27 protein-coding genes are annotated in these 24,066 nt (G+C 34.7%); 3 read left to right on the top strand and 24 right to left on the bottom strand.

Annotation, left to right across the window (positions count from 1 at the left end):
- The first annotated feature begins 10 nt into the window (after nucleotides 1–10).
- Nucleotides 11–265: a DUF2624 domain-containing protein gene (locus B5V89_RS03350; RefSeq protein WP_066225927.1), complete on the top strand. Its 255-nt coding sequence runs from the start codon at nucleotides 11–13 to the stop codon at nucleotides 263–265.
- A 50-nt stretch (nucleotides 266–315) separates the two neighbouring features.
- On the opposite strand, the gene B5V89_RS03345 is transcribed toward B5V89_RS03350, so the two are convergent.
- On the bottom strand, nucleotides 316–1,209 hold the full coding sequence (locus B5V89_RS03345; RefSeq protein WP_108070484.1) for a deoxyribonuclease IV: 894 nt from the start codon (nucleotides 1,207–1,209) through the stop codon (nucleotides 316–318).
- A 23-nt stretch (nucleotides 1,210–1,232) separates the two neighbouring features.
- Entirely contained in the window at nucleotides 1,233–2,543 is a 1,311-nt protein-coding gene (locus B5V89_RS03340; protein WP_108070482.1) for a DEAD/DEAH box helicase, read from the bottom strand.
- Between the two features lie 162 nt (nucleotides 2,544–2,705).
- Between B5V89_RS03340 and vrrA the strand changes: the two genes are divergently transcribed.
- Nucleotides 2,706–3,398 carry a VrrA/YqfQ family protein gene (vrrA, locus tag B5V89_RS03335; RefSeq protein WP_066225934.1) on the top strand — a complete coding sequence of 231 codons (693 nt, stop codon included), beginning with the start codon at nucleotides 2,706–2,708 and terminating at the stop codon, nucleotides 3,396–3,398.
- 166 nt (nucleotides 3,399–3,564) lie between these two features.
- Nucleotides 3,565–4,515 (top strand): 4-hydroxy-3-methylbut-2-enyl diphosphate reductase, encoded by a 951-nt coding sequence (locus B5V89_RS03330; RefSeq protein ID WP_066225936.1) that lies wholly within the window; start codon nucleotides 3,565–3,567, stop codon nucleotides 4,513–4,515.
- A 25-nt stretch (nucleotides 4,516–4,540) separates the two neighbouring features.
- Here B5V89_RS03330 and B5V89_RS03325 read toward each other — a convergent pair whose 3' ends face one another.
- From B5V89_RS03325 to floA, 22 genes are all read right to left on the bottom strand, one after another.
- A complete protein-coding gene (locus B5V89_RS03325; protein ID WP_108070480.1) occupies nucleotides 4,541–5,659 on the bottom strand; it encodes a Nif3-like dinuclear metal center hexameric protein in 1,119 nt (372 codons plus the stop codon).
- The gene (locus B5V89_RS03320; protein WP_066225941.1) at nucleotides 5,656–6,360 is read right to left on the bottom strand and encodes a tRNA (adenine(22)-N(1))-methyltransferase; all 705 of its coding nucleotides are present in this window, start codon (nucleotides 6,358–6,360) and stop codon (nucleotides 5,656–5,658) included. Before B5V89_RS03320 ends, B5V89_RS03325 begins: the two co-directional genes overlap by 4 nt.
- A 116-nt stretch (nucleotides 6,361–6,476) precedes the next feature.
- The gene (gene cccA, locus B5V89_RS03315) at nucleotides 6,477–6,842 is read right to left on the bottom strand and encodes a cytochrome c550 (protein WP_066225944.1); all 366 of its coding nucleotides are present in this window, start codon (nucleotides 6,840–6,842) and stop codon (nucleotides 6,477–6,479) included.
- A 232-nt stretch (nucleotides 6,843–7,074) separates the two neighbouring features.
- Complete coding sequence (locus B5V89_RS03310; RefSeq protein ID WP_066225947.1) at nucleotides 7,075–8,217, bottom strand: acyl-CoA dehydrogenase family protein; 1,143 nt, start codon at nucleotides 8,215–8,217, stop codon at nucleotides 7,075–7,077.
- 91 nt (nucleotides 8,218–8,308) lie between these two features.
- Entirely contained in the window at nucleotides 8,309–8,851 is a 543-nt protein-coding gene (locus B5V89_RS03305) for a hypothetical protein (RefSeq protein WP_066225950.1), read from the bottom strand.
- Between the two features lie 108 nt (nucleotides 8,852–8,959).
- Complete coding sequence (gene rpoD, locus B5V89_RS03300; protein WP_066225953.1) at nucleotides 8,960–10,093, bottom strand: RNA polymerase sigma factor RpoD; 1,134 nt, start codon at nucleotides 10,091–10,093, stop codon at nucleotides 8,960–8,962.
- Nucleotides 10,094–10,133: 40 nt separating this feature from the next.
- Nucleotides 10,134–11,948, bottom strand: coding sequence for a DNA primase (gene dnaG / locus B5V89_RS03295; protein WP_108070478.1), 1,815 nt, complete (start codon nucleotides 11,946–11,948; stop codon nucleotides 10,134–10,136).
- 29 nt (nucleotides 11,949–11,977) lie between these two features.
- Nucleotides 11,978–12,415, bottom strand: coding sequence for a YaiI/YqxD family protein (locus B5V89_RS03290; protein WP_084347339.1), 438 nt, complete (start codon nucleotides 12,413–12,415; stop codon nucleotides 11,978–11,980).
- 348 nt (nucleotides 12,416–12,763) lie between these two features.
- A complete protein-coding gene (locus B5V89_RS03285; RefSeq protein ID WP_066225963.1) occupies nucleotides 12,764–13,564 on the bottom strand; it encodes a pyruvate, water dikinase regulatory protein in 801 nt (266 codons plus the stop codon).
- A 20-nt stretch (nucleotides 13,565–13,584) separates the two neighbouring features.
- Nucleotides 13,585–14,226, bottom strand: a complete 642-nt coding sequence (gene ccpN / locus B5V89_RS03280) for a transcriptional regulator CcpN (protein WP_108070476.1) — start codon at nucleotides 14,224–14,226, stop codon at nucleotides 13,585–13,587.
- A 134-nt stretch (nucleotides 14,227–14,360) separates the two neighbouring features.
- Entirely contained in the window at nucleotides 14,361–15,113 is a 753-nt protein-coding gene (gene recO / locus B5V89_RS03275; protein ID WP_108070474.1) for a DNA repair protein RecO, read from the bottom strand.
- Between the two features lie 51 nt (nucleotides 15,114–15,164).
- Entirely contained in the window at nucleotides 15,165–15,308 is a 144-nt protein-coding gene (locus B5V89_RS03270) for a YqzL family protein (RefSeq protein ID WP_066225973.1), read from the bottom strand.
- A gap of 148 nt (nucleotides 15,309–15,456) precedes the next feature.
- On the bottom strand, nucleotides 15,457–16,377 hold the full coding sequence (era, locus tag B5V89_RS03265) for a GTPase Era (RefSeq protein ID WP_066225975.1): 921 nt from the start codon (nucleotides 16,375–16,377) through the stop codon (nucleotides 15,457–15,459).
- On the bottom strand, nucleotides 16,370–16,768 hold the full coding sequence (locus tag B5V89_RS03260; protein ID WP_066225978.1) for a cytidine deaminase: 399 nt from the start codon (nucleotides 16,766–16,768) through the stop codon (nucleotides 16,370–16,372). Before B5V89_RS03260 ends, era begins: the two co-directional genes overlap by 8 nt.
- Nucleotides 16,769–16,953: 185 nt before the next feature.
- Nucleotides 16,954–17,346 (bottom strand): diacylglycerol kinase family protein, encoded by a 393-nt coding sequence (locus B5V89_RS03255; RefSeq protein ID WP_066225981.1) that lies wholly within the window; start codon nucleotides 17,344–17,346, stop codon nucleotides 16,954–16,956.
- Nucleotides 17,324–17,791 (bottom strand): rRNA maturation RNase YbeY, encoded by a 468-nt coding sequence (gene ybeY / locus B5V89_RS03250; RefSeq protein WP_108070471.1) that lies wholly within the window; start codon nucleotides 17,789–17,791, stop codon nucleotides 17,324–17,326. Before ybeY ends, B5V89_RS03255 begins: the two co-directional genes overlap by 23 nt.
- A 20-nt stretch (nucleotides 17,792–17,811) precedes the next feature.
- Complete coding sequence (locus tag B5V89_RS03245; RefSeq protein ID WP_108070469.1) at nucleotides 17,812–19,953, bottom strand: HD family phosphohydrolase; 2,142 nt, start codon at nucleotides 19,951–19,953, stop codon at nucleotides 17,812–17,814.
- 128 nt (nucleotides 19,954–20,081) lie between these two features.
- Nucleotides 20,082–21,044 carry a PhoH family protein gene (locus B5V89_RS03240; protein ID WP_108070467.1) on the bottom strand — a complete coding sequence of 321 codons (963 nt, stop codon included), beginning with the start codon at nucleotides 21,042–21,044 and terminating at the stop codon, nucleotides 20,082–20,084.
- Nucleotides 21,041–22,234: a sporulation protein YqfD gene (gene yqfD, locus B5V89_RS03235; RefSeq protein ID WP_108070465.1), complete on the bottom strand. Its 1,194-nt coding sequence runs from the start codon at nucleotides 22,232–22,234 to the stop codon at nucleotides 21,041–21,043. The genes B5V89_RS03240 and yqfD overlap by 4 nt, the downstream gene beginning before the upstream one ends.
- Nucleotides 22,235–22,240: 6 nt before the next feature.
- A complete protein-coding gene (gene yqfC, locus B5V89_RS03230; RefSeq protein ID WP_066225996.1) occupies nucleotides 22,241–22,531 on the bottom strand; it encodes a sporulation protein YqfC in 291 nt (96 codons plus the stop codon).
- Between the two features lie 108 nt (nucleotides 22,532–22,639).
- Nucleotides 22,640–23,038 carry a hypothetical protein gene (locus B5V89_RS03225; protein ID WP_066225998.1) on the bottom strand — a complete coding sequence of 133 codons (399 nt, stop codon included), beginning with the start codon at nucleotides 23,036–23,038 and terminating at the stop codon, nucleotides 22,640–22,642.
- A gap of 24 nt (nucleotides 23,039–23,062) precedes the next feature.
- On the bottom strand, nucleotides 23,063–24,064 hold the full coding sequence (gene floA, locus B5V89_RS03220; protein ID WP_108070463.1) for a flotillin-like protein FloA: 1,002 nt from the start codon (nucleotides 24,062–24,064) through the stop codon (nucleotides 23,063–23,065).
- Between the last annotated feature and the right edge of the window lie 2 nt (nucleotides 24,065–24,066).

The following is a 24,066-nucleotide window of genomic DNA, read 5'->3' as shown; positions in this document are numbered from 1 at the left end:
TGATGTGCAGATGAAATTACTACAAAATGTGATTAATTACAAAATTAACATAATCACAGGAGAAGAATTATTAAAATATGCAAAACAATTTAATGTCCGGCTATCTAAAAGTGACGCAAATAAGATTGCTGCATATTTACGAGGAAAATCTTATAACATATTTGACGATAAACAACGAACCAAACTGATAAAAGAAGTAGCGAAAATTACTGGGCCTGAAACAGCAAAAGAAATCAACCGAATATTTGTTCAATTCACGAAGTAATAAAGCATTGAGGGAAAAATCCCTCAATGCTTTATTGTGAATGCTAAATCTTAATGATTAATAATTTCTTCAATCATCTTCTCATTAAACTGCTTATTTTTTAACATTGCTATTTCATACTTATATGGGGCTTTTTTATTTGCCTTATCCTCTCCGACAAAAGGAGTTTCTAATATCTTCGGAATATCTGCTAGTTGTGGATGATGAACAATATCATTTAAAGCTTTGAATCCAATATGTCCAAATCCAATATTTTCATGTCTATCTTTCCTTGCCCCTGTCACATTTTTACTGTCATTTATGTGTAATACTTTAATTCGATCAATCCCAATTAATCGATCAAACTCTTCAAGAACACCATCAAAATTATTTACAATATCATAACCAGCATCATGTGTATGACATGTATCAAAACAAATTGATAACTTATCATTTAAATGAACACCATCAATAATTTTTGCCAGTTCCTCAAAAGATCTACCACATTCAGAACCTTTACCAGCCATTGTTTCAAGTGCGATTTGAACATTTTGGTCTGCAGTAAGAACTTCATTTAAGCCTTTAATTATTTGTTCAATCCCCTTATCTGCTCCTTCACCGACATGTGCCCCAGGGTGAAGCACAATTTGCCTAGCTCCAATCGCTTCTGTTCTTTCGATTTCAGAACGTAAGAAATTTACTCCTAGTTCATAAGTAGAAGGATTTACTGTATTTCCAATATTAATGATGTATGGTGCATGTACGATAATTTCATCAATACCGTTTTCTTTCATATGGGAAATACCCGCTTCAATATTAAGATCTTCTATCTTTTTACGTCGCGTATTTTGTGGAGCTCCCGTATATATCATAAACGTATTTGCACCATAAGAAACAGCCTCTTCACTTGCTCCAAGCAACATTTTCTTACCACTCATTGATACATGTGATCCAAGTTTTAACATTCTCCACACTCCCTAAAAATAATCTATTTACGCTTTTGCAGCTTTCTTTCTCGCTTTTTAATTTGCTCGACTTGTTGATTAATTTTCTTTTTATATCCAGGTTTTACCTTCTTTGGTTTCTTTACTAAATTTCTTGCCTTATTTTCAATTTCATCGGACTGTTTTTTTCGATTCTTTCTTTTATTTCTTTCTGTAATTGCTACCCATTCACCTTTTTGTAAATCCTTATACTCAAAAATAATGCCCATTTTTTCAAGGCGATTTAATGCATCTTCATCAGATGGTGTATAAATCGTTGCTGAAATTCCTGAATGCCCCGCTCTTGCTGTTCTCCCTGCACGGTGTACATAAAAATCAAGATCTTGTGGAAGCTCATAATTAATTACATGGCTTATGCCTTCGATATCGATTCCACGTGCAGCAAGATCTGTTGCTACGATATATTGATAATCAAGGTTTCTAATTTGTTTCATCATTTTTGTCCGTTCACGCGGCGATAAATCCCCATGGATTCTACCAACTTTTAATCCCTTTTCAATCAATTTATCGGCAACTTCATCTGCCATCGATTTCGTATTCGTAAATACAATTGCCAAATACGGATTAAATGTTTTTAACATATCCGTCAATAAATCGATTTTTTCCCTGCTTCGTAAAGGGATTAAAAGATGTTTAATATTTTCGGCTGATATATGCTTCGGCTGAACATGCTCATATATTGGATTTTCCATATACTTTTTAAGGAATGGTTTTAATTTTTCCGGAATCGTTGCTGAAAAAACAAGGATTTGCAATTCTTTAGGCATACGGCCCGCAATTTGATCGACATCATAAAGGAAGCCCATATCTAACATTAAATCTGCTTCATCTACGACTAATGTTTTTGCCGTATGGACAAATAATGCCTGCTCTCGAATTAAGTCATTAATTCTGCCCGGAGTACCTACAACAATTTGTGGCTGGTTTTTCAACTTTTCAATCGTACGTTGTTTATCCGTCCCACCTATAAAACAACGGGAAATAATCGATTGATCCTCATAAAACTTCGTTATCTTTAAAATTTCATGATAGACTTGATTAGCAAGCTCCCGTGTTGGAGCTGTTATAACTGCTTGTACTTCCTGTACTTCCGGATTAATCGATTGAATGATCGGCAATAGGTATGCGTGCGTTTTCCCCGTCCCCGTTTGAGATTGTCCGATTGCACTTTCCCCCCGTAAAATAGTTGGGATCATCTTTTTTTGAATTTCTGTTGGTTCATAAAAGCCTAACTCACTTATCGCCTTATCTATATAGGAATTAAACTGAAATATTGAAAATTTATTATCGTTCATATTACACTCTCCTTATAAAGGACATTTTCCATTACCGAAGTCCATTTTGTTATTATAATCGACAATAACTAAAACTTCCACTCATACAAAAGTAAAAGACGTTTTATAAAAACGTGCATATTGTAATATAGAAGTAAATTTAATAAGAAAGGAGGAAAACTTTTGCCGCCGCCAAATATATTTCCTCAGATGAATAATGCTCCGATGCCAAGATTTTTTGGAGGCAATATGCCGCGGCCACCGATGAATTCGGGCGGTATGTTTCAAGGACCCATGCAGGCAATAGGTCGTTCATCTCCATTTGGTATGAGAGGATTTCCCGGTGGTAGTCCCAATCCTGCAAGTGGTGGTGGGTTACTTTCGCGCTTGTTTCAACGCGGAGCAACATCCCAAGCAGGCAATATAGCCAATGCAGCCGCGGGTTTTCAGCGCGCTGGCAGTGGAGGAGGTCTTCTTAGTAATATAGGGAATATTGCTAATCCGGGTAAAATCGGTACATTTTTAAATAATACCCAAAATGTGCTCAGAACGGCTCAGCAAATCGGTCCTATGGTTCAACAATACGGACCACTAGTTAAAAATTTACCTGCCATGTGGAAAATGTACAAAGGTCTAAAAAGTACAGATACAGAAGATGATAATGATGACGTTGAAGATGAAACAAATGAAAGTACAATTGGAAATGAATCGAATGAAGAATCTAGTACCCACGTAGTAAATGATACAAAATCAAAATCAAGTAAAACAGGAAAGAAGAGAAAAACTAGTTCACAAACAGTTAAAATTAAATCGAAGACTACTTCAACACCAAAAAAAAATGTAACAGGTGAATCTGTACCTAAATTATATATATAATTTATTATACAGCCGTTATGAAGTTTTTTCATAGCGGTTTTTTCTATTTCCAGCTCATTTCTAATCTTTCTTTTGTATTATCATTGGAATTTTAATATAATGTAAAGGATGTACTAGATAAATAGTATTCGCAACAATGACATACCTTTAGTCAGGAGGATGAAACATGGAGGTAATGAAAATTTCCCCCCGTGGATATTGCTATGGTGTTGTCGATGCAATGGTTATTGCACGAAACGCTGCTTTAGATAAGACTTTACCACGCCCAATCTATATATTGGGTATGATTGTTCATAATAAACATGTAACAGATGCTTTCGCTGAAGAAGGAATTATTACTCTAGACGGAAAGAATCGTAAAGAAATTCTCGAAAAAGTAGAAAAAGGCACAGTTATATTTACTGCGCACGGTGTTTCACCAGAAGTAAGAGAAATAGCCAAGAAAAAAGGACTCGTTACGATTGATGCAACTTGTCCCGATGTAACGAAAACACATGACCTCATTCGTCAAAAAAAGGCTGAAGGCTATGATGTAATCTATATTGGCAAAAAAGGACACCCAGAACCAGAAGGAGCTGTCGGAGTTGCGCCTGAAATTGTCCATTTAGTTGAAACTCTTGAGGATGTAGAGCAGTTAGAAGTTCAAAATAAAAAATTGATTGTTACAAACCAGACAACAATGAGCCAATGGGATGTTCTCGACATCATGGAGAAAGTCAAAGAGAAATACCCTTATGTTGAGCAGCATAAAGAGATCTGTTTAGCTACACAAGTAAGACAAGAAGCAGTTGCCGAACAAGCTGGGGAAGCCGATGTTCTCATTGTTGTTGGTGATCCAAAAAGCAATAATTCAAACCGTCTAGCACAAGTTTCCGAACAAATTGCCCACACGAAAGCATATCGTATTGCCGATATATCTGAAATCCAAATTGAATGGATTAAAGACGCTAAAAAAGTTGCTGTTACTGCCGGTGCATCTACGCCTACACCAATTGTCCGTGAAGTAATCGCCTTTATCGATCAATTTGATCCAGCCAATGAAGAAACTTGGCATCGTGAAAAAAAGGTTCCATTAAATAAAATACTGCCAAAGGTAAAAAAATTAACTCAAAAATAAAAATCCCATTTGGGATTTTTATTTTTTATACAAATGTAAATGGGTCTGTATGAATCGTTGAGGGGATAAATTGAACACTGTATCCTTTATCCTTACACATTTTGCTTAATCTCTCAGCAACCCCTTTTTTCATTACCTTTTCAACATTATGCCCGGGATCGATAATATTGAGTCCCATTTGCATCGCATCATGGGCATTATGATAATAAAAGTCACCCGTAACAAAGACATCCGCACCTTTAAACTTCGCCTTCGAAAAGTATTTATTGCCGTCGCCGCCTAAAACAGCTACTTTATTAATTCGAGCATGTAAATCCCCAACAACCCTTACTGTATTCACTTCTAACGTTTTCTTCACATGTTCTGCAAATTGCTCCAGCGACATTTCTTCATTTAACATACCGATTCTGCCTAAACCTAAAACTTGCCCTTTATTTTCTAGTGGGTATATATCGTATGCCACTTCTTCATATGGATGTGCTTTTATCATCGCCGTAATAACTCTTTTTTCAATCGATGCGGGAATGATCGTTTCAATTTTATTTTCCTTTACGGACTCTAACTTTCCTTTTGCCCCAATAAATGGTGAGGAATGTTCACTTGGTAAAAAACGTCCCGTCCCTTCTGAAGAAAAAGAACAATGACTATATTGTCCAATCGCACCCGCGCCGGCCTTACCGATTGCATTTCGTACCTCTTCTTCATAATCAACCGGAACATATACAACTAATTTTTTTAATTTATCTTCGTATGTAGGATCTAACACTTCTGTATTTTGCAATTGAAGGGCTTCTGCTAGTAAATCATTTACACCTCCAATCGCAACATCTAAGTTTGTATGGGCTGCATAGACGGCAATATCATGTTTAATCAATTTTTCAATTATTTTCCCTTGTGCCTGTTCTGTCAATAGGTTTTTTAAAGGACGAAAAATAAGAGGATGATGGGCGATAATTAATTGGACATTCTTTTCAATCGCTTCATCGACTACTTGATCCAAAATATCTAAGGCGATCATTACATTTTTAATCGGTTTATTCAATTTGCCAATTTGTAATCCAATTGGATCCCCTTCCATGGCATATTTTTTCGGAGAAAAGCTTTCGAACAATTGAATGATTTCATAACCATTTACTGTTTTCATTTTAATACCTCTTTCACTAGCATGATGTTTTTCTTTAACTGTTCTTTTCTTTCAGAGATTTTGTCGGGATCTTCGGCTTCGTTCATTTTTTCTAAAATATTCTTCCATTGCTTTAATTCCTCTGTCCATTTCTTTTTAAACGCCTCATTTTTTTCCTTCATAAGAAACGGTCCCAACAATAAACTTGCATCGGTTAGTTTGTATGACTCATTCGTTTGAATTTTACTAGCAACTAATATTTCATAAATTTTTTCGTCTTCTTCAATTATTTCCTCATTTATTAGCTCCCAATTATTTTGTACACACCAATTACGGATATGATGTGCACCAATATTAGGTTGTAGAATTAATCGTTGTACGCCTTCTAAACGTTCTGCCCCTTTTTCAAGAATAGAAGTAATCAGTCCACCACCCATCCCTGCAATAGTGATACAATCAACTTCATTAGCTTCGATCACTTCAAGTCCGTCACCTTTGCGTACGGAAATTTTGTTTTCAAGTTTCGCTTCTTTTACTTGTTGGAGGGCAGTTTGATAAGGTCCATCAACAATTTCACCGGCAATCGCTGCCTTGGCCAATCCTTTATTAATTGCATAACAAGGTAAATAAGCATGGTCAGATCCTATATCCGCAAAAATTGAATCCTTAATTATGTATTTGCTTACCGTCTCCAGCCTTATTGAAAGCTTGTCTATATTCATCATTTCACCACTTTAATCATTAATTTAACTGAATTACTTTATATAATATACAAAAAAAAGCTCTTTGCACAATGCAAAGAACTCTTTTTATAAACAAACTTGAACAATTGACATAATTATTTAAGCTTTACAAGCCAATCTGCCATTGCATCAATATTTTCAGGTTTAACTAGTCCACCAGGCATACCGCCGGAAGTTCCGTTTGCTAAAACATCTTTCACCTTGTCTTTACCAAGTTTCGCTCCAAGACCGTGTAAATTCGGACCTGCTCCACCTTCTAAGTTGTTACCATGGCAACCAATACATGTTTGCTTTGCAAAAGCCTCTGGTTCAAATTTTTCTGTTACCTTTTCTTTTCCCCCGTTTTCTTTTTCTTTTGCGATTTCTTTCGCATCACCTAATCCTTTAACAGATAAAAAGAAAACAAGCACAATTCCCAATACACAAATCAAAAGATAAGGTATTACTGGATTACGTTTCATGATATACCTCCTTATGTAAGAAACCTAATAAATAAATACATTATACAAACAACTTTATTTTACTCGAAAAACATTGGGAGGGAAAGCCCTAACGAGAAAGATTCCATATTTTTTCGGAAATTAGACAAAAACTCCATCAAATTTTGATGAAGTTTTGACTTTTTCCTTCTTTAGTATGTGCAAAAATATTATTTCCAAAGATATTTTTTCATTGAAGCCCTAAATAATTTTGTTAATAGCAGCCAACTTCACGTGAAATGACCATTCTTTGTACTTCTGATGTTCCCTCTCCAATTTCAAGAAGTTTTGCATCCCTCATAAATCGCTCTACATGATAATCTTTCATATACCCGTTCCCACCATGTATTTGTACAGCTTGGTTCGTTATTTCCATACATATTTCTGAAGCATAGAGTTTGCACATTGCTGCTTCTTTAGAGAATGGTTTGCCTTGATCTTTAAGCCAAGCAGCCTTATAAACCATATTTCTTGCAAGTTCAATTTTCATTGCCATATCGGCAATTTTAAATTGTGTTACTTGAAATTGTGATAGAGAACGACCAAATTGCTTTCTTTCTTTTGCATATTGTAATGCTTTTTCATAAGCGGCTTGTGCGATACCAACTGCCATCGCACCAATCCCTATTCTTCCACCGTCTAAAGTAGCCAAAAATTGTTTAAATCCTTGTCCTCGTTCACCTAACAGATTTTCTTTTGGCACTCTTACCTCTTCCAAAACTAATTCCGTTGTATTTGAAGCATGAAGCCCCATTTTTTCATAATTATTTATTACTGAAAATCCTTCAGAATCAGTTGGAACAATGATTGCGCTTATTTCTTTTTTATTGTTTTCCATACCGGTAACAGCAGTTAACGCTAAGTATTTAGCATAGCTAGCATTCGTAATAAAGCACTTATTCCCATTAATTACAAAGTTATCTCCGTCCTCGACTGCTGTTGTTTGTGTTCCGCCGGCATCTGATCCAGCAGTTGGTTCAGTCAACCCAAAGGCACCGAGTGATTCGCCTGTACAGATTGGAACTAAGTATTTCTCCTTTTGAGCCTTCGTTCCAAACATATTAATGGGTGCCCCGCCTAAAGATATATGGGCAGAGTAAGTGATACCTGTTGAGCCGCAAGCTTTACTTAATTCTTCGACTACAATGGCAAAACTTATTGTATCTGCACCTGCTCCACCATATTCTTCAGGAAATGGCAGACCCATCATCCCTAAATCCGATAATTTATTAAATATTTCCTTTGGGAACTCTTTATTACTATCTCTTTCCAATGCCCCTTTTTCAACTTCTTCCGCGGCAAACTCTTTAATTGTTCGCCGGATCATTGCTTGTTCTGCTGTAAGACTAAAATCCATTGCACATATCCCCCTTTTTTCTTGAAGCCGCTTTCATTTAACATTATAATGTAAGTAGAAGAATATTCTCAACTTTTTAAAGCTTTAAAAATTATCCTGTTATATTAAGATAAATAATTAATACTAAAATACCTAATACACCAGAGATAATAAAATAAAGTAATTTCATCCGCCATCCCGTTAGTAACCAAATAAAGCAATTAAAAAAAAGCGTAATATAAAGTGCTAATGAATTATTATTAAATAACTTTTCAATAATATGGATAGATAAAAGTAAAAATAAAAATGCAGCTCCAATATAAAAAATAGAATACCAAAATTCTTTGTTAGAATAATAAAAACCTAAAATTAGTAAAAAAACGACAAAACTTGTCAAAATCATCGTTTGCAAAATAAAAGCTAATTCAGTAAAATAAATGACAAATAATGATACGCTGACAATTAAACAAAGGATGAAAAGAAAAATACCAAACTTTCCTCCATGTTTTCTTTTGTTAACGTCACTTATTTCATTATTTAGCTCACCTTCACTATACAAGGCAAGTAAATAATCGCAATAATGGTCCGGTAGCATTTTATGGTTTTTCCAATAAATGATTTCATTAATTATTACTTCTTTTCGTGAAGAATCCAATATGCAACACATCCTGTTAAAAACTTTCGACAAAAAGCGTGAAATATCCTTTTTTCTTTTCAAAAAAATAGCTTACTTCCGAAGAAGTAAACTATTTCAAATTTAGTATTATTCTAAGAAATCCTTTAATCGTTTACTTCTGCTTGGATGACGAAGTTTGCGTAGGGCTTTGGCTTCAATTTGACGTATTCTTTCTCGAGTAACACCGAATACCTTGCCTACTTCTTCAAGGGTTCTTGTACGGCCGTCATCAAGTCCAAAACGAAGTCGGAGAACATTTTCTTCACGATCAGTTAACGTGTCTAAAACATCTTCTAATTGTTCTTTTAATAATTCATATGCAGCATGTTCAGATGGTGAAGTTGCGTCTTGATCTTCGATAAAATCACCTAGATGGGAATCGTCTTCTTCACCTATTGGAGTCTCCAATGAAACTGGCTCTTGAGCAATCTTTAAGATTTCTCTTACCTTTTCCGGAGTTAAATCCATTTCTTCTGCTATTTCTTCAGGAGATGGTTCACGACCTAAGTCTTGTAATAATTGTCGTTGAACGCGAATTAATTTATTAATTGTCTCAACCATGTGAACTGGAATACGAATCGTACGGGCTTGGTCCGCAATCGCACGTGTAATCGCTTGACGTATCCACCAAGTTGCATACGTACTAAATTTAAACCCTTTATCATAATCAAATTTTTCAACTGCTTTAATTAGTCCCATATTACCTTCTTGAATTAGGTCCAAGAAAAGCATACCGCGCCCAACGTATCTTTTAGCAATACTAACTACTAAACGTAAATTTGCTTCTGCAAGTCGTCTTTTCGCTTCTTCATCGCCTTGTTCAATACGCTTAGCAAGAGAGATCTCTTCTTCAGCAGAAAGTAAGTCTACTCGGCCAATTTCCTTTAAATACATTCGGACCGGGTCATTTATTTTTACACCTGGAGGAACACTTAAATCATTTAGATCAAATTCTTCATCATCTTTCTCTAGTTCATGAATGTTTGGAGCATCCTCATCTTCATCATCATTTTCTTCTGTAATCTCAATCCCTTGGTCACCTAAATATTCATAAAATTCATCCATTTGCTCAGAATCTAATTCGAAATGACCTAATTTACTTGAGATTATTTCATATGTTAATATACCTCTTTTTTTACCACGCTCAACTAATTGCTCTTTAGCTTGATCAAGAGTTAATTCGGATTCAATTTCTTTGGAACGAGCTGATTTTTCAGCCATTTGTCCCCCTCCTTCCAAGTATTTCAACCAACTACAGAATTTATAAGGATTTCCGGAGTTGTAAGATTTCAACTGCAAGGCTCAACGCCTTTTCCCTATCATTTTCTTGCTCCGCTTTCTTTTGCAAGTTTTCTTTTTCCTTTATTTTTAACATCTTTTGATGTTTCAACACTTGATATACATAATCCTCAATTTCACGATCAGTAACTTCGCTATTTAGTGGCATCATTTCAAGTTCAGTTACGATTCCTCGCAATTTTTCATCAGGAAGAATGAGTAAAAACTTACTCGTATCAGGCTCATTTCCTTCCTCATAAAAACCAAGTAAATAGGTCAGAATCGCTTGATGTTCATCATAGTATAGAATAATTCCATTTAATAATTCTTTTATTTTAAATGCTACATCAGCATCTTGCAGCATGTGGGCAAGTAAACGTCTTTCCGCAGTATGATGAGCCGGAAATAAACGATTTTTTTGTTCAGTATAAAATCTTTTCGTCTTTACCTCTTTTTGGTGATGCCGATTTTTTTTAGTTGCATAAAATATTTGTTTCTGTTGTTGTTTTAATGCATCTAAAGATATCGAAAATTCATCTGCCAACTGCCTTAAGTAATGATCTCTTTCTACTGCTTTATCAAGATTTGTAATTTCTTCTATAATCTTTTCTATATATTGTAGCTTTTCTCCTTCATTTTGAAGATTTTTTCCTAAACGGAAATATTCCATTTTGAAGGACATAAACGTTAGACTTGCCCCTATTACATCTTGACGAAACTTTTCGGCTCCGTATTTTTTTATGTAGTCATCAGGGTCTAATCCTTCGGGCATCCTTGCTATACGAATATTACAGTTTTGCTCAGAAAGCATTTTTCCGGCTCTATAAGCTGCTTCAATACCTGCAAAATCCGAATCATAACAAATCGTAACGGAATCTGTCATTCTTCTAATTAACTGAACGTGCTGTTCTGTTAACGATGTGCCCATCGTAGCTATACCATTAAAAATTTCAGCTGTATCAGCAGATATAACATCAGCGAAACCTTCAAATAAAATGGCCTGCTGCTGTTTTTTAATAAATCCTTTCGCACGGTAATAGTTGTATAAAATATTACTTTTATTAAAAAGGATTGTTTCTGGACTATTTAAATATTTAGGTTGGTCTTCTTTTTCAATAGCTCTACCGGCAAAGGCTATCGTTTCCCCTTTCGAATTTTGGATTGGAAACATAATTCTATTTCGAAAACGATCAAAATATGATTCATCGCTTTCTCTTTTTATTATGAGACCAGCTTTTTCTAATAAAGGTAATTGAAATCCACGCTTGTTTAACCATTTCACGGTAAAGTCCCAACTTGGAAGAGAATAACCAATTTGGAATTTTTCAATACTGTTTTTTGAAAAACCACGCCCAAGAAGATATTCTAACGCATGTTGACCTTCAGTAGTATTTACCAATAAATGATGGTAAAACTTTTGGAGAAGCTCATATGCTTCCTTCATTTGTTTCTCTTCTGAAGTGTCTTTTGTTTTAGAAGTATGGTCATTTAATCCTTTTTCAAGTTCTAAATGTACCTTACCTTTTTCTGCAAGCTTCATTACAGCTTCTTGAAAACTCAATCCATCAATATCCATTAAAAATGAAATAACATTCCCACCGGCACCGCAACCAAAGCAATGGTAAATTTGCTTATCAGTTGAAACTGAAAAGGATGGAGTATTTTCACCATGGAAGGGACATAGGCCAAAATAATTTCTGCCCTGTTTTTTTAGATGTACATATTCCCCGATAATATCTACTATATCTATTGATTGACGTATTTCATTGATTTTATCCTCAGGAATAATTCCAACCACGAAAACATCCCCAATTAAATTTAATATTTCTACTTTACTACAATATTCGACAAAATCTCCTCAAATTTATTAATAAAGGATTGCCTATCATGTTCTGTAAAGGGTTTTGGTCCTTTTTCATATTTCCCTCTACGTCTAGCTTTTGCAGCCAAATACCGAAAGTCAAGTGCTGTTTGGATTGCTTCTTCCTTATATTCCTTGCCTCTAGGAGAAAGAGCAAATACCCGCTTAGGTAGCACGAGACTTGCAAGCCCAATATCTTGTGTGATAACTATGTCATTTTTTTTAACATGATTCATAATATAAAGATCTGCTGATTCCTTGTCTGGATCAACATATATCCATCGTTCATCATGTTTATTTGATTTATGCGCATATGAAGCGATAAATAAATAAGGCAAACTATATTTTATTGCTACTGATATGATTTCTTGTTTTACTGGACATGCATCCGCATCAACAAAAATAGTTGTTCCTTTTCTTTCTGTATTAGTAACTATTCTACATCACTCCACAGAATCCTTCTTTCTTTTCCAAACTCTGATTGTATTTTTTTATTTTTGTCGAATTTTTCTAGGTTTAGAAACTTGACATATCCCAATAGTTAGTTTATTCCTTAATCCATGACTCTAAACCTATTTTAAATACATTTTTATCACAATTTTTTATTATAGTATATTTTCTCATTCTTGACCATATATTTTTACTTATATCTTTAATTTTCATTTTAACAAAAAATTACTACTTCAGACCGCTATAAAATTACGAGGATGTCCAATAGCATAATGAAATACTTATCAGACATCCTCTTAATTCTATAGTCGCTTCATATTAATAATGATATTCGCTGTTTCTTCTACCGCTTTATTTGTTACATCAATGACATTACATCCGATTTTTGAAACAATTGAATCGAAATAATTCAACTCCGTTTTAATACGATTAATATTTGCATAACTTGCTTCATCATTTAAGCCAAGTGCTAGTAGTCGTTCTTTTCGAATATAATTAAGTTTTTCGGGGCTAATTTTGAGTCCAAAGCATTTTTCAGGAGATACTTTAAAAAGTTCTTCGGGTGGATCCACTTCCGGAACAAGAGGTACATTAGCCACTTTAAAACGTTTATGCGCGAGGTACTGTGATAACGGGGTTTTTGATGTTCTTGAAACACCGACTAAAATGATATCTGCCCGAAGAATCCCTCTCGGATCTCGGCCATCATCATACTTTACAGCAAACTCAATCGCTTCAACCTTTTTAAAATAATCATCATCCAATTTTCTAACTAATCCTGGCTCACACAACGGTTCTTTATGATACAATTCTTGGAATTTATCCATTAATGGACCAATAATGTCAACTTCATTTACTTTTTGATCTAAGGCCTGTTTTTTTAAATATACTCTCATTTGCGGCTTAACTAAAGTATGGATAATTACTCCATGATTCAGCTTAGCCAATGAAACTACCTCATCAATATGCTGGTAATCTTCTACATATGGAAAACGTTTAATTTCTGCATCTTTTCCATTAAATTGACTAATGGCAGCCTTTGTTACTAATTCAGCTGTTTCGCCAACTGAATCGGAAACAACATATATAATTGGTCTTGTCATTTAAAGGTCACCATCCTTTACTATAAATCTTCATCTGCTAGTGCTACAAATGCTTTTGTTATATTTGTTTTCGTTACTCTGCCAATTACCTCATAACCATTTGTTGTCGTTTCTTTTACAACCGGAATTGAATCGATTTGTTTTTCAATTAATTTTTTTGCAACATCGATTAGTAAATCATCTTTTTTACACATCGTAATATTCGGCATTCTTGTCATTATAATATTCACTGGTAAAGAAGAGAGTTCTTGCTTTCCGATACTTGCCCGTAACAAATCTTTCCGGGAAAGGACACCAACTAATAAAAGATTTTCGTCAACGACAAATAGTGTACCAACATCCTCCAAAAAAACCGTAACAATTGCATCATATACCGATATGTTTTCATTAACCACAACCGGCATCGACTGATAGTCTTTAACAAAAATGTTCTTTAAACTTTCCGTTAATAGCTGGGCACTCGATTTTCCTGTATAGAAATAACCAACTCTAGGCCTTGCATCCAAATATCCAGCCATCGTTAAAATAGCTAAATCCGGTCTTAACGTTGCCCTCGTAAGATTTAACTTTTCTGCAATATGTTCACCAGTTATAGGACCATTATCTTTAACAATTTGTAATATTGTCTCCTGCCTTTTGTTTAGTTCTATTTTCTTCACCACCTAACATAAAAAAATCGTTAAAGAGTTATACTTATACTTTAATTATTATATACTATTTAACAGTATTGAAAAGATTTTTGCTAAATCCAAAAAAATAAAACCCTCAACATTATATTTAAGCGAGAGTTTTATTATTATAGCATGTCTTTAAATTTATCAATTTGCTCTAAAAACTTTTTGGATTTTAAGTGTAAACCCGAATATTCGTCATAATACATTGAAATAATCATTCGTAATTTTTTTTTTGTTTCTTCCTTTACTGAAATTTGACCAAGTCGTGATAGATCAAAATAATAAAATAATCGTAACAATTTAAGCGTACTTTGGGAAAGCGAAATTCGATAAGGATCTCGTTCAAAACATCTATGACAAATTAATCCATTTTCACGAATAGAAAATGCAAATTTTCCATCTTGATTACCACAAATTGCACATTGATCCATTACTGGATATAAACCTAGAACATTTAACATTTTCATTTCAAAAATATTCGTTATGATTTCGTTATCATAATCATCATTTATATAATTTAATGTCTGCATTAAAAGTTCGAAAAGAAAAGGATTTGGATTTTTATCGTCTACACCTTTATCTAAGAGATCGACAATATACGCTGCATAACCAGTTTTGAAAATGTCTTCACGAATTGTACGCATCGAAGAAATCATTTCACCTTGTTGCATCGTACCTAATCCAGTACTTGTCTGAATTAAAAAATATCCGTATGTAAAAATTTGAGAAATGGCTGAGAGGCGACTATTAGGCTTTTTCGCCCCCCTTGCCATTACTCCTATTTTCCCGAATTCACGCGTATATACTGTTACTATTTTATTTGTTTCACCATAATCTGTTGACCTAATGACAATGCCTTCACATTTTTGTAGCATAGTTTTCATCCTTCCAAAGCACTTAATACTTTGGGTGAAAACAAACCACGTCTATGAAATGGGAAAATCCAATTCAGAAAATTCGTGATCTGTATTTAACGGCTCATCTTGACGATCTTTTTCTAACTCTTTAAATAGCAAATACGTATCAATACTTCCAGTTTCCTCAAAGACTTTCCAGGTAAATTCAATCATAATATTATTCCCGCCTTTCATGTTGAAAAAATCATGAAATAATTTTGTAAAGCCTTTATTAAATAGCTTTACCAGGACTTCATGGAACATGTGACGTAAATATTGCTAATCAAAAAGGATGTATAATCATCTTTCATGACCAAAAAACTTAATATTCATCTTCTCTAAAGCCAAAATCACGAAGCTGTGTGACTTTGTTTCTCCAATCTTTTTGGACCTTCACCCAAAGTTCTAAATACACTTTCGATCCAAGTAGGTTCTCAATGTCTAACCTAGCCCTTTTCCCAATTTCTTTTAACATACTACCTTGCTTACCAATGATTATTCCTTTTTGAGAGGAACGTTCAACAATAATTGCTGCCATCACATGGATTTTTTCGCTATCTTCCCTTTTTTGCATTTTCTCAATAACAACTGCAATTGAATGGGGAACTTCCTCCCTTGTCAAATGTAACACCTTTTCTCTTATTAACTCTGATACAATAAATCGTTCAGGATGGTCTGTTACTTGATCAGCTGGGTAATATTGAGGTCCCTCCGGTAAATATTCTTTAATTTGTTGAAGTAACCGATCGGTATTCTGTCCTTCTAATGCGGAAATTGGTACAATTTCGGCAAAATTGTATAAACCTTTATATTGTTCAATTATTGACAATAATTGATCCGGATGAATCTGATCAATTTTATTTATAACTAGGAAAACTGGAGTTTGGACACCTTTAAGTTTTTCAATGATAAATTCGTCCCCTCTTCCATATCCTTCTACTGCATTTATCATAAATAAAATTAAATCAACTTCTCTTAATGTATTAGTGGCTACTCGCATCATAAAATCGCCTAATTTATGTTTTGGCTTATGAATTCCCGGAGTATCAATAAGTATTATTTGTGCTTCATTTGTTGTAAGTACTCCTTGTACTTTGTTTCTAGTTGTTTGCGGTTTGTCACTCATAATCGCAATTTTTTGTCCGATTACCTGATTAATATATGTGGATTTACCGACATTCGGACGGCCGATAATTGAGACAAACCCGGATTTATACTTTTGTTCAGAGGTCTGATTATGCATGTAAATCCTCCGGTGAAAAGGCTCCGGGTAAGAGTTCTTCTACTGTAATTTCTTGGATGTCTCCATTTAAATTAGTTAAGATCACTTTCATATCTTTCGGACATAATTCTGAGATTACTTGACGACAAGCACCACATGGGGAAACAGGTCGGTCAGTATTTGCCGTTACGACTAAAGCGGCAAACTTCGTATCTCCTTCAGAATACGCTTTAAAAAGTGCTGTACGTTCAGCACAATTTCCTACGCTGTAAGCAGCGTTCTCAATATTACAACCGTGGTATACCTTCCCATCCTCAGTTAACAAAGCAGCACCTACCGGAAACTTTGAGTATGGAACGTACGCTTTATTTCTTGCAGCTTCTGCTTCTTTAATTAATTCCTCTATTTTCATTTTGTCTTCCCCTTTAATTATATTTTACTACAAATTCACCATAAAGTTATGGAATATTTTTATTTTGTTTAGAAAATTTTAAAAGTTCGAAATTAGACTCTGAACTAAATAAGCTTTGAAAATATTTTACCGTAAAGAATATCTCTTTTGCAAATATACGAAAAAGCTAGCAGTATAAAATACTACTAGCCAAAATACAGCCTTATAAAATGGACAATCTTAGGGATAAATATGATGCAGCCAATAATTATTGTCATAAAAGCAAAACAAAGGACAGCCGCTGCTGCAACGTCTTTAGCTTGTTTCGCTAAAGGATGATAGGCCGGAGAGGCTAGATCAACAATTCTTTCTATTGCCGTATTAATTAGCTCTAGAGAAAACATCCCGAAGATACAAATTATTACAAATAGCCATTCAACCAATTGTAAATGGAATGCAATACTAAAGATCGTTACTATAATAGATGCAGCAAAATGGAAACGTAAATTTTTTTCGGTCTTGAATGCATGATAAATTCCACTGAAGGCAAATATAAACGATTTCCAAAAACGGTTTCTACCTTTTAAGTCCGTATTCATCAAGAATTTCCCTTTGTAATCCGAACATTTCTTTTTCTTCTTCTTCTGTCATATGATCATACCCAAGTAAATGTAATAATGAATGAACAGCCAAAAAGCCTAATTCCCTCTCAAAAGAATGGCCAAACTCAGCAGCCTGTTCCTTCGTTTTTGGCACAGAAATAATAATATCACCAAGTACTCGAGGCATTTCTATTCCTTGAATGGCTAATTCATCCTCTCCCAATTCTTCCATCGCGAATGAGATAACATCGGTCGGTTGATCTTTACCGCGATAATCACGATTTATTTCTTGAATTTTTTCATTTGTTACAAAAGTAACTGAAATTTCACTTCCGTCTTCAATTTCGAATTTTTTAGAGGCAAAGTTCAATAAATCTTCAAGTAGTTCTTGATTTTGCTTAGTAATCTCATTCGTCTCATCATTAAAATCAATTATCAACATATTCATTCATCCTTTTTCCTTTACTTAGAATTTGGGTATTCAATTCGCGAATGAAAAATCCCGTTAAGTGTTTCACAGAACGTTTTTTTAATTACTTCTAACTCTTTAAGAGTGATATCACATTCATTCAATTGGTCATCCTGCAATCGGTCTTGAACAATAGACTGAATAACTTCTTTAATCTGCTCTAGTGTTGGACGTGACATCGAACGAACCGCAGCTTCCACACTATCCGCTATACTAATAATTGCCGCCTCTTTTGTTTGCGGCTTCGGCCCAGGATAGCGAAAGTCTGCTTCATTTATTCCTTCATTCTCTTCCTTAGCTTTATAATAAAAATATTTTAATAAAGTGGTCCCATGGTGTTGTTCAGCTATATCGACAATCTCCTTTGGAAGCTTGTGCTTTTTGAGCATCTCAGCTCCATCTTTCGCATGTGCAATAATGATATCTCTACTTGATTCGGGCGAAAGATGGTTGTGAGGATTTTCGATATTCATTTGATTCTCAATAAAAAACTGAGGCCTTCTCGTTTTACCAATATCATGATAATAACATCCAACACGTGCTAAAAGACCATTTGCCCCAACAGCCTCGCAAGCGGATTCCGCTAAATTGGCAACCATGACACTATGATGATACGTTCCCGGTGCTTCCATTAATATCTTTTTCAATAACGGATGATTAGGGTTTGAAAGTTCGATTAGTTTTAGTGTAGATAGTATCCCAAAGCCCGCTTCAAAAAATGGCAGTAACCCGATTGTTAAAATCGCAGACAGTAACCCTGAAACAAATGCAAAAGTTAAATAATAGACATATTCCATCTTAGTTAATTGTCCATTACCGAGAAATAGCAAAAAGAATATAATAAACACATTAATAATCGATACATAAAAACCAGTTTGTAATATATTGGATCTTCGATTTCGATTGGTTAACAGTAAAATACCTGCTGTACCACTAAATAAAATATAGATCGCAATTTCTACATTAATTGATCCCGCAATTTCATCGTGGAAAATGATACTCCCACATGCTGCTAGGATAATCGTTAATATAAAGGCAAATCTTTCATTAAGCAAAATTCGTATAAGCATCGGGGCCATTGCGGCAGGAAAGATATATCCGATATTATCTAATTCCAACTCAGAAATAATTCCCACAATTTTCATTAAAATTAAACTAATAATAAAAATAAAGCTTAAAAGAATTAAATAATTTTGCTTTTTTTCTTCTTTCACACGAAAAGTTGTAAAGTATAAAAATAAAGAACCGATAATTAAAAATACAAAAATACCGAGACCTATGTATGGCTTAACACTTGGATTACTTTTTAGTAAACCAAGAAGCTGTAGTTGATGATATGTTTCATGATCGATAAGATGACCTTCTTGTGCAATAACCTGTCCTTGTAAAATCTTTATCGGTTCCACACTTTGGATCGCCTGTTTTTTTCGTTCTTCTGTTTGTTCAGGATCATAAATTTCGTTTGCCACGATTGCATATTTGCCTAATTCAACACTTGCATCCTTTAAACTGCTGTGCAAACTCGTAAGTCCGATTCGATCAGAAATTAAATTTTTATAATGTGGAACATTTTCTTCACGGATTTTTTCACTCATTAATGTTTCGACTTGGCCAACTACAATCGTACGTGCTCGCTCTAAATCATTTAGATTTGATTTTAATAGTGCTAGGAATACTTCATCAGGAATGGATTTCGTAACATCCTCATTTACATTTGCTGTTAAGTTTGATTTTAACAATTCAAGTTTTTCTTCAATTGGCTTTTTTTCGGGCTTTCCGTCAGTTTTTTCTTTACCAGTCGAGGTTTCTTCATTAATATCCAGAACAAATTCAAAAATAGAATCAATTAAAGAAACGCGATTTTGCTGTTTTTCCTTTTTAAATGTATATACCTTTTCTACTGCATCAGCGGCTTTTTGCTGTTCTTCTTTCGTTCTCTCCTCATCAACAATTGTTTTTGGAGAACGAATCGTTTTATCTGAAACGGAAAACAGTTCTACATCATACGTTTGCGGCTTTACATTATAAAAAAGTACTCCGTAAAGGACGATAGCTAATAATAAAAAACAAATGAGTGTAAACACTTTGTAACTTAAAAAAGTGCGGATCTTACCAATATAATCTTGAAGATTCATTAAACTCCCACCACCAATTTTATGTTTTGCGGTGTTTCCTTCCCTAATTATGTAAAATCATATCAGTTTTTGTACCAAATTGCACCTATTAATTAATTAATAAAAAATAACCCGATTCATTGGTCGGGTTAGAGAGAATAATTATTATAGGCATCAATAATTTTTGCGACAAGCGGGTGCCTAACAACATCACTTTGTTCTAAATATATAAATGAAATGTCATGAACATTGTTTAATATCTTTTCCGCAGCAACGAGACCTGATTGAACCCCTTTTGGTAAATCCACCTGTGTTCGATCTCCGTTTATTACCATTTTTGAATTAAAGCCTAAGCGAGTTAAAAACATTTTCATTTGCGCTTGTGTTGTATTTTGGGCCTCATCAAGAATGACAAAGGCATCGTCTAATGTTCTCCCTCTCATATAGGCGAGGGGCGCGATTTCAATCGTTTCTCGTTCAATCAATCGGTTTGTATGTTCACTGCCTAACACATCATTTAATGCATCGTACAGAGGTCGTAGGTAGGGATCTACTTTTTCTTTCAAGTCGCCCGGTAAGAATCCCAGACTTTCTCCCGCTTCTACAGCAGGTCTTGTTAGTATGACCCGTTTGACAAGGCCGCTTTTTAACGCACTTACTGCCATGACAACGGCTAAATATGTTTTCCCTGTACCCGCTGGACCAATTCCAAAGACTAAATCTTTCTTTTTAATTGCAGCAATATACTGTCTTTGTCCTAAAGTCTTTACTCGAATCGGTTTGCCTTTTGCATTTTTAGTTATTTCTTCTTCATATATTTCTGTAAAATACTCAAGTGTACCTTTCTTCTCCATTTGGATTGCATAGACAACATCACGTTGACTAATGTTGATAGCTTTTCTAATTACTTTTAACAGTTGAAACAAAACATGGTACACTCTCTCCACATTGCTTTCATTTCCGGAAACATCGATCGTTTCCCCTCGAGTAACAATTGTTACTTCATATTCTTGTTCGAGTAATTTCAAATTTGCATCTGATATTCCAAATAAAGCAATCGCTTCATTCGCATTTTGTAATTGAAGGTTTGATGTAATTGAGTCTTCTGTCATTCAGCGTCTCCTTGAATAATTGGTTTTGCTTTCGCAATATTTTCGGTAACTTGGAAATATATTGATAAATCCACTTTACCATTCTCGACTTTTTGATGCAAAACATATTCATCAATAATCTTTGCATCTGATGGAATTTTTGCTTTTAAATCACTTAGTGCAATTTCTTTTGCAGCATTTATCGCTTCATTTTTTGTATAATTTCTTTCCACTTTTTCATTTTCCCTAATCGTTGTGTTCTCATATTTTATTGGAAGAGACCATTTTAGAAATTTGATTTTATGCGATTCAGTTTCTTTATCATAGTCCTTATATTCTATTTTCCCAAATCCCCATAATGGAATACTAACAGAACCAATTTTCAAAGAATATTTTCGCTTTTCATTCCCTGTATAAACTTGAAATTCAGATTGAAAAGGCATATTAACGTCTACTTTGTACCATGTTTTTCCTATTACTTTCCCTATTGCCGCAACTTTCTTTTCATTATGTTCATTACCAATCGTACCAGAAACTAGAAGCTGCCCTTTTTTTACATATTGATTGACTTTCACCACCGGTTGTCCATTTTCCACAAACATATCAACGATTACTGCCTTTTTATTTGCTACGAGATTTTGTGGTGATTGTTTCTCTGGTTGCTCCGGAATATTTTTTTCAACAACTTGAAAGTGGTAGGTTGTCCCGTTTAAATCAACACCTACCCACGTAATATTTGGGATCCGGTCTTCTAATTTTCGTTGAATAGTTTCAACATCATCAATAAAAAATTGAAGTTTCCCTACATGAACACCGAGATGATCTAATTCTTTGCGAATTTGATGCTCCATTTGCGGGCTGGCGCCTTTTATATTTATCCCCCATACGATGTTTGATAACAGCGTAATAACAACAAAGAAAAGGAAAAAGCCCGCGAAAAATCCAGCATTCTTCAAGGTTCTTTTCCATAGAAATGGGGCACCTTGTCCACTCAAAAACGATATTTTACAATCAAATTTTCGGACGTGGTGCCTTAATTTATGCATATCTTGAAGACGGATATAAAAGGTAATAGCTGAGGAACCATGTCGTTTCACATTCCATACGATCAAACTAGAACGAGTAAGCTGATTAATAAATCGCTCAACCCCCTTTCCTTCAACCTTCACAAGAATCGTTCCTCCAAAAAATGTAAACCAATGGTTTTTCAAAAGTAGTCACTCCTTATCATTTAAATAAATTACTTCATCAATTTTTCCTTCAAGTAAAATCTCTTCTGGTAAGATCGTTTTAATTACAAAGGATTGACCTTTTATAAGTAGTTGCCCTTGTTTAAGTAGTAGACGTACCTCCCGGTCTGAAAAGGTTAACAACCCACGATGATTTTCTATATAAATATGGATTTGTCCGATCATGGTAATTCGAGGGAGATCCATCATGACATCCTGTGGCAGCTCCATTTTATTCGTCATCCAACTTCGAAGTATTCGGCTCCATTTTTTTGCCATAAAAAAGAACCCCCTTTCATCTCATATTTATGAATAAGAACGGGGATTCAGCACTCTTTTTAATAAGAAAAACCGTATCATTTTTTTATGATACGGTTTTGGAACAACTTATTTACTTTTAAATGGTTTTTTTGCTCTAGGAGGACCAAGAACTTCCGCTAGTATAATTCCTTTTAAAAGATCAGTTTCATCAATAGCTATTTTCTTCGTTTTTTCTTGATACTCTTTTTGCAAAGATGTCACTTCTTCGTATTCTTTTATGATTTGTGCTTCATTGGTACGCTCTATATTTTCCTCTATTTTTTCAAGTAATGAAGCTTTTTCATTTTTATACGAGGTCTCAATAGTTGAAGCAACTTTTTTTATCTTTTGTTGCGTTGTATCCGAAGGCTTTGCAGGCGAATAAACATGTCTAGGAGTCGGTCTCTTGTCAGTTTCTTGTGTTTCTGTCTTCCTTTTTACGATATAGCCGATTATCCCTACAATTATTGCTATAATGAGTTCCAAAGGAATTCCTCCTTACCTTTGGTTTTATTCAGGCTTTTGTTGATCTTTTTTATCTGTTGTCATTTTTCCGATGGAGCCTCGCATATCTGTATCGGATTCGATGTTTTTGAAATTCATATAGTCCATCACACCAATATTACCTGTACGAAGTGCTTCAGCCATTGCTAATGGTACATCCGCTTCTGCTTCAACAACTTTCGCTCTCATTTCTTGTACACGGGCTTTCATTTCTTGTTCAGATGCAACAGCCATCGCACGGCGTTCTTCCGCTTTTGCTTGGGCAATTTTCTTATCAGCTTCCGCTTGTTCTGTTTGCAGCTCTGCACCGATGTTTTTGCCAACATCAACATCCGCAATATCGATGGATAAAATTTCAAACGCTGTACCTGCGTCCAAACCTTTTGCTAATACCGTTTGAGAAATAAGATCAGGATTTTCTAATACTTTTTTATGATGGTCTGATGAACCAATTGTACTAACAATCCCTTCACCTACACGAGCTATAATTGTCTCTTCACCGGCCCCACCTACTAATCTTTCGATATTCGCTCGAACCGTAATTCTTGCTTTTGCCTTAACTTCAATCCCATTCATCGCAACTCCGGCAATAAACGGTGTCTCAATTACTTTTGGATTTACACTCATTTGAACCGCTTCTAACACATTACGACCCGCTAAATCGATAGCTGCACAGCGCTCAAATGATAGCTCAATATTCGCACGATGCGCTGCAATTAATGCATTCACTACACGGTCAACATTACCACCCGCTAAGTAGTGACTTTCAAGTTGATTAATCCCAACCTCAATACCCGCTTTACGGGCTTTAATTAACGGATTAATAATACGGCTTGGAATAACTCGACGAAGCCTCATCCCAATTAATGTTAAAATTCCAATTTTTACTCCTGCTGCAAGTGCAGATATCCAAAGCATAACTGGAACAAATGTTAATAATACTGCTAGAACAATAATACCAGCAACAATCGCTAATAATACGAGAATGGTACCTGGATCTAATGGCATAC

Origin of the sequence: Heyndrickxia sporothermodurans (assembly GCF_003055045.1) — a bacterium.
Classification (GTDB): domain Bacteria; phylum Bacillota; class Bacilli; order Bacillales; family Bacillaceae_C; genus Heyndrickxia; species Heyndrickxia sporothermodurans.
The sequence above is the reverse complement of the archived record's forward strand: the minus strand, read 5'-3'. Positions and strand labels throughout refer to the sequence as shown.

What these genes read in the sequence shown, in the direction of transcription:
- B5V89_RS03350 (WP_066225927.1), top strand. Translation starts at nt 11, where the DNA reads ATGAAATTACTACAAAATGTGATTAATTACAAAATTAACATAATCACA.
- B5V89_RS03345 (WP_108070484.1), bottom strand. Translation starts at nt 1,209, where the DNA reads ATGTTAAAACTTGGATCACATGTATCAATGAGTGGTAAGAAAATGTTG.
- B5V89_RS03340 (WP_108070482.1), bottom strand. Translation starts at nt 2,543, where the DNA reads ATGAACGATAATAAATTTTCAATATTTCAGTTTAATTCCTATATAGAT.
- B5V89_RS03330 (WP_066225936.1), top strand. Translation starts at nt 3,565, where the DNA reads ATGGAGGTAATGAAAATTTCCCCCCGTGGATATTGCTATGGTGTTGTC.
- B5V89_RS03325 (WP_108070480.1), bottom strand. Translation starts at nt 5,659, where the DNA reads ATGAAAACAGTAAATGGTTATGAAATCATTCAATTGTTCGAAAGCTTT.
- B5V89_RS03320 (WP_066225941.1), bottom strand. Translation starts at nt 6,360, where the DNA reads ATGAATATAGACAAGCTTTCAATAAGGCTGGAGACGGTAAGCAAATAC.
- cccA (WP_066225944.1), bottom strand. Translation starts at nt 6,842, where the DNA reads ATGAAACGTAATCCAGTAATACCTTATCTTTTGATTTGTGTATTGGGA.
- B5V89_RS03310 (WP_066225947.1), bottom strand. Translation starts at nt 8,217, where the DNA reads ATGGATTTTAGTCTTACAGCAGAACAAGCAATGATCCGGCGAACAATT.
- rpoD (WP_066225953.1), bottom strand. Translation starts at nt 10,093, where the DNA reads ATGGCTGAAAAATCAGCTCGTTCCAAAGAAATTGAATCCGAATTAACT.
- B5V89_RS03285 (WP_066225963.1), bottom strand. Translation starts at nt 13,564, where the DNA reads ATGACAAGACCAATTATATATGTTGTTTCCGATTCAGTTGGCGAAACA.
- recO (WP_108070474.1), bottom strand. Translation starts at nt 15,113, where the DNA reads ATGCTACAAAAATGTGAAGGCATTGTCATTAGGTCAACAGATTATGGT.
- B5V89_RS03270 (WP_066225973.1), bottom strand. Translation starts at nt 15,308, where the DNA reads ATGATTGAATTTACCTGGAAAGTCTTTGAGGAAACTGGAAGTATTGAT.
- era (WP_066225975.1), bottom strand. Translation starts at nt 16,377, where the DNA reads ATGCATAATCAGACCTCTGAACAAAAGTATAAATCCGGGTTTGTCTCA.
- B5V89_RS03260 (WP_066225978.1), bottom strand. Translation starts at nt 16,768, where the DNA reads ATGAAAATAGAGGAATTAATTAAAGAAGCAGAAGCTGCAAGAAATAAA.
- B5V89_RS03255 (WP_066225981.1), bottom strand. Translation starts at nt 17,346, where the DNA reads ATGAATACGGACTTAAAAGGTAGAAACCGTTTTTGGAAATCGTTTATA.
- ybeY (WP_108070471.1), bottom strand. Translation starts at nt 17,791, where the DNA reads ATGTTGATAATTGATTTTAATGATGAGACGAATGAGATTACTAAGCAA.
- B5V89_RS03245 (WP_108070469.1), bottom strand. Translation starts at nt 19,953, where the DNA reads ATGAATCTTCAAGATTATATTGGTAAGATCCGCACTTTTTTAAGTTAC.
- B5V89_RS03240 (WP_108070467.1), bottom strand. Translation starts at nt 21,044, where the DNA reads ATGACAGAAGACTCAATTACATCAAACCTTCAATTACAAAATGCGAAT.
- yqfC (WP_066225996.1), bottom strand. Translation starts at nt 22,531, where the DNA reads ATGGCAAAAAAATGGAGCCGAATACTTCGAAGTTGGATGACGAATAAA.
- floA (WP_108070463.1), bottom strand. Translation starts at nt 24,064, where the DNA reads ATGCCATTAGATCCAGGTACCATTCTCGTATTATTAGCGATTGTTGCT.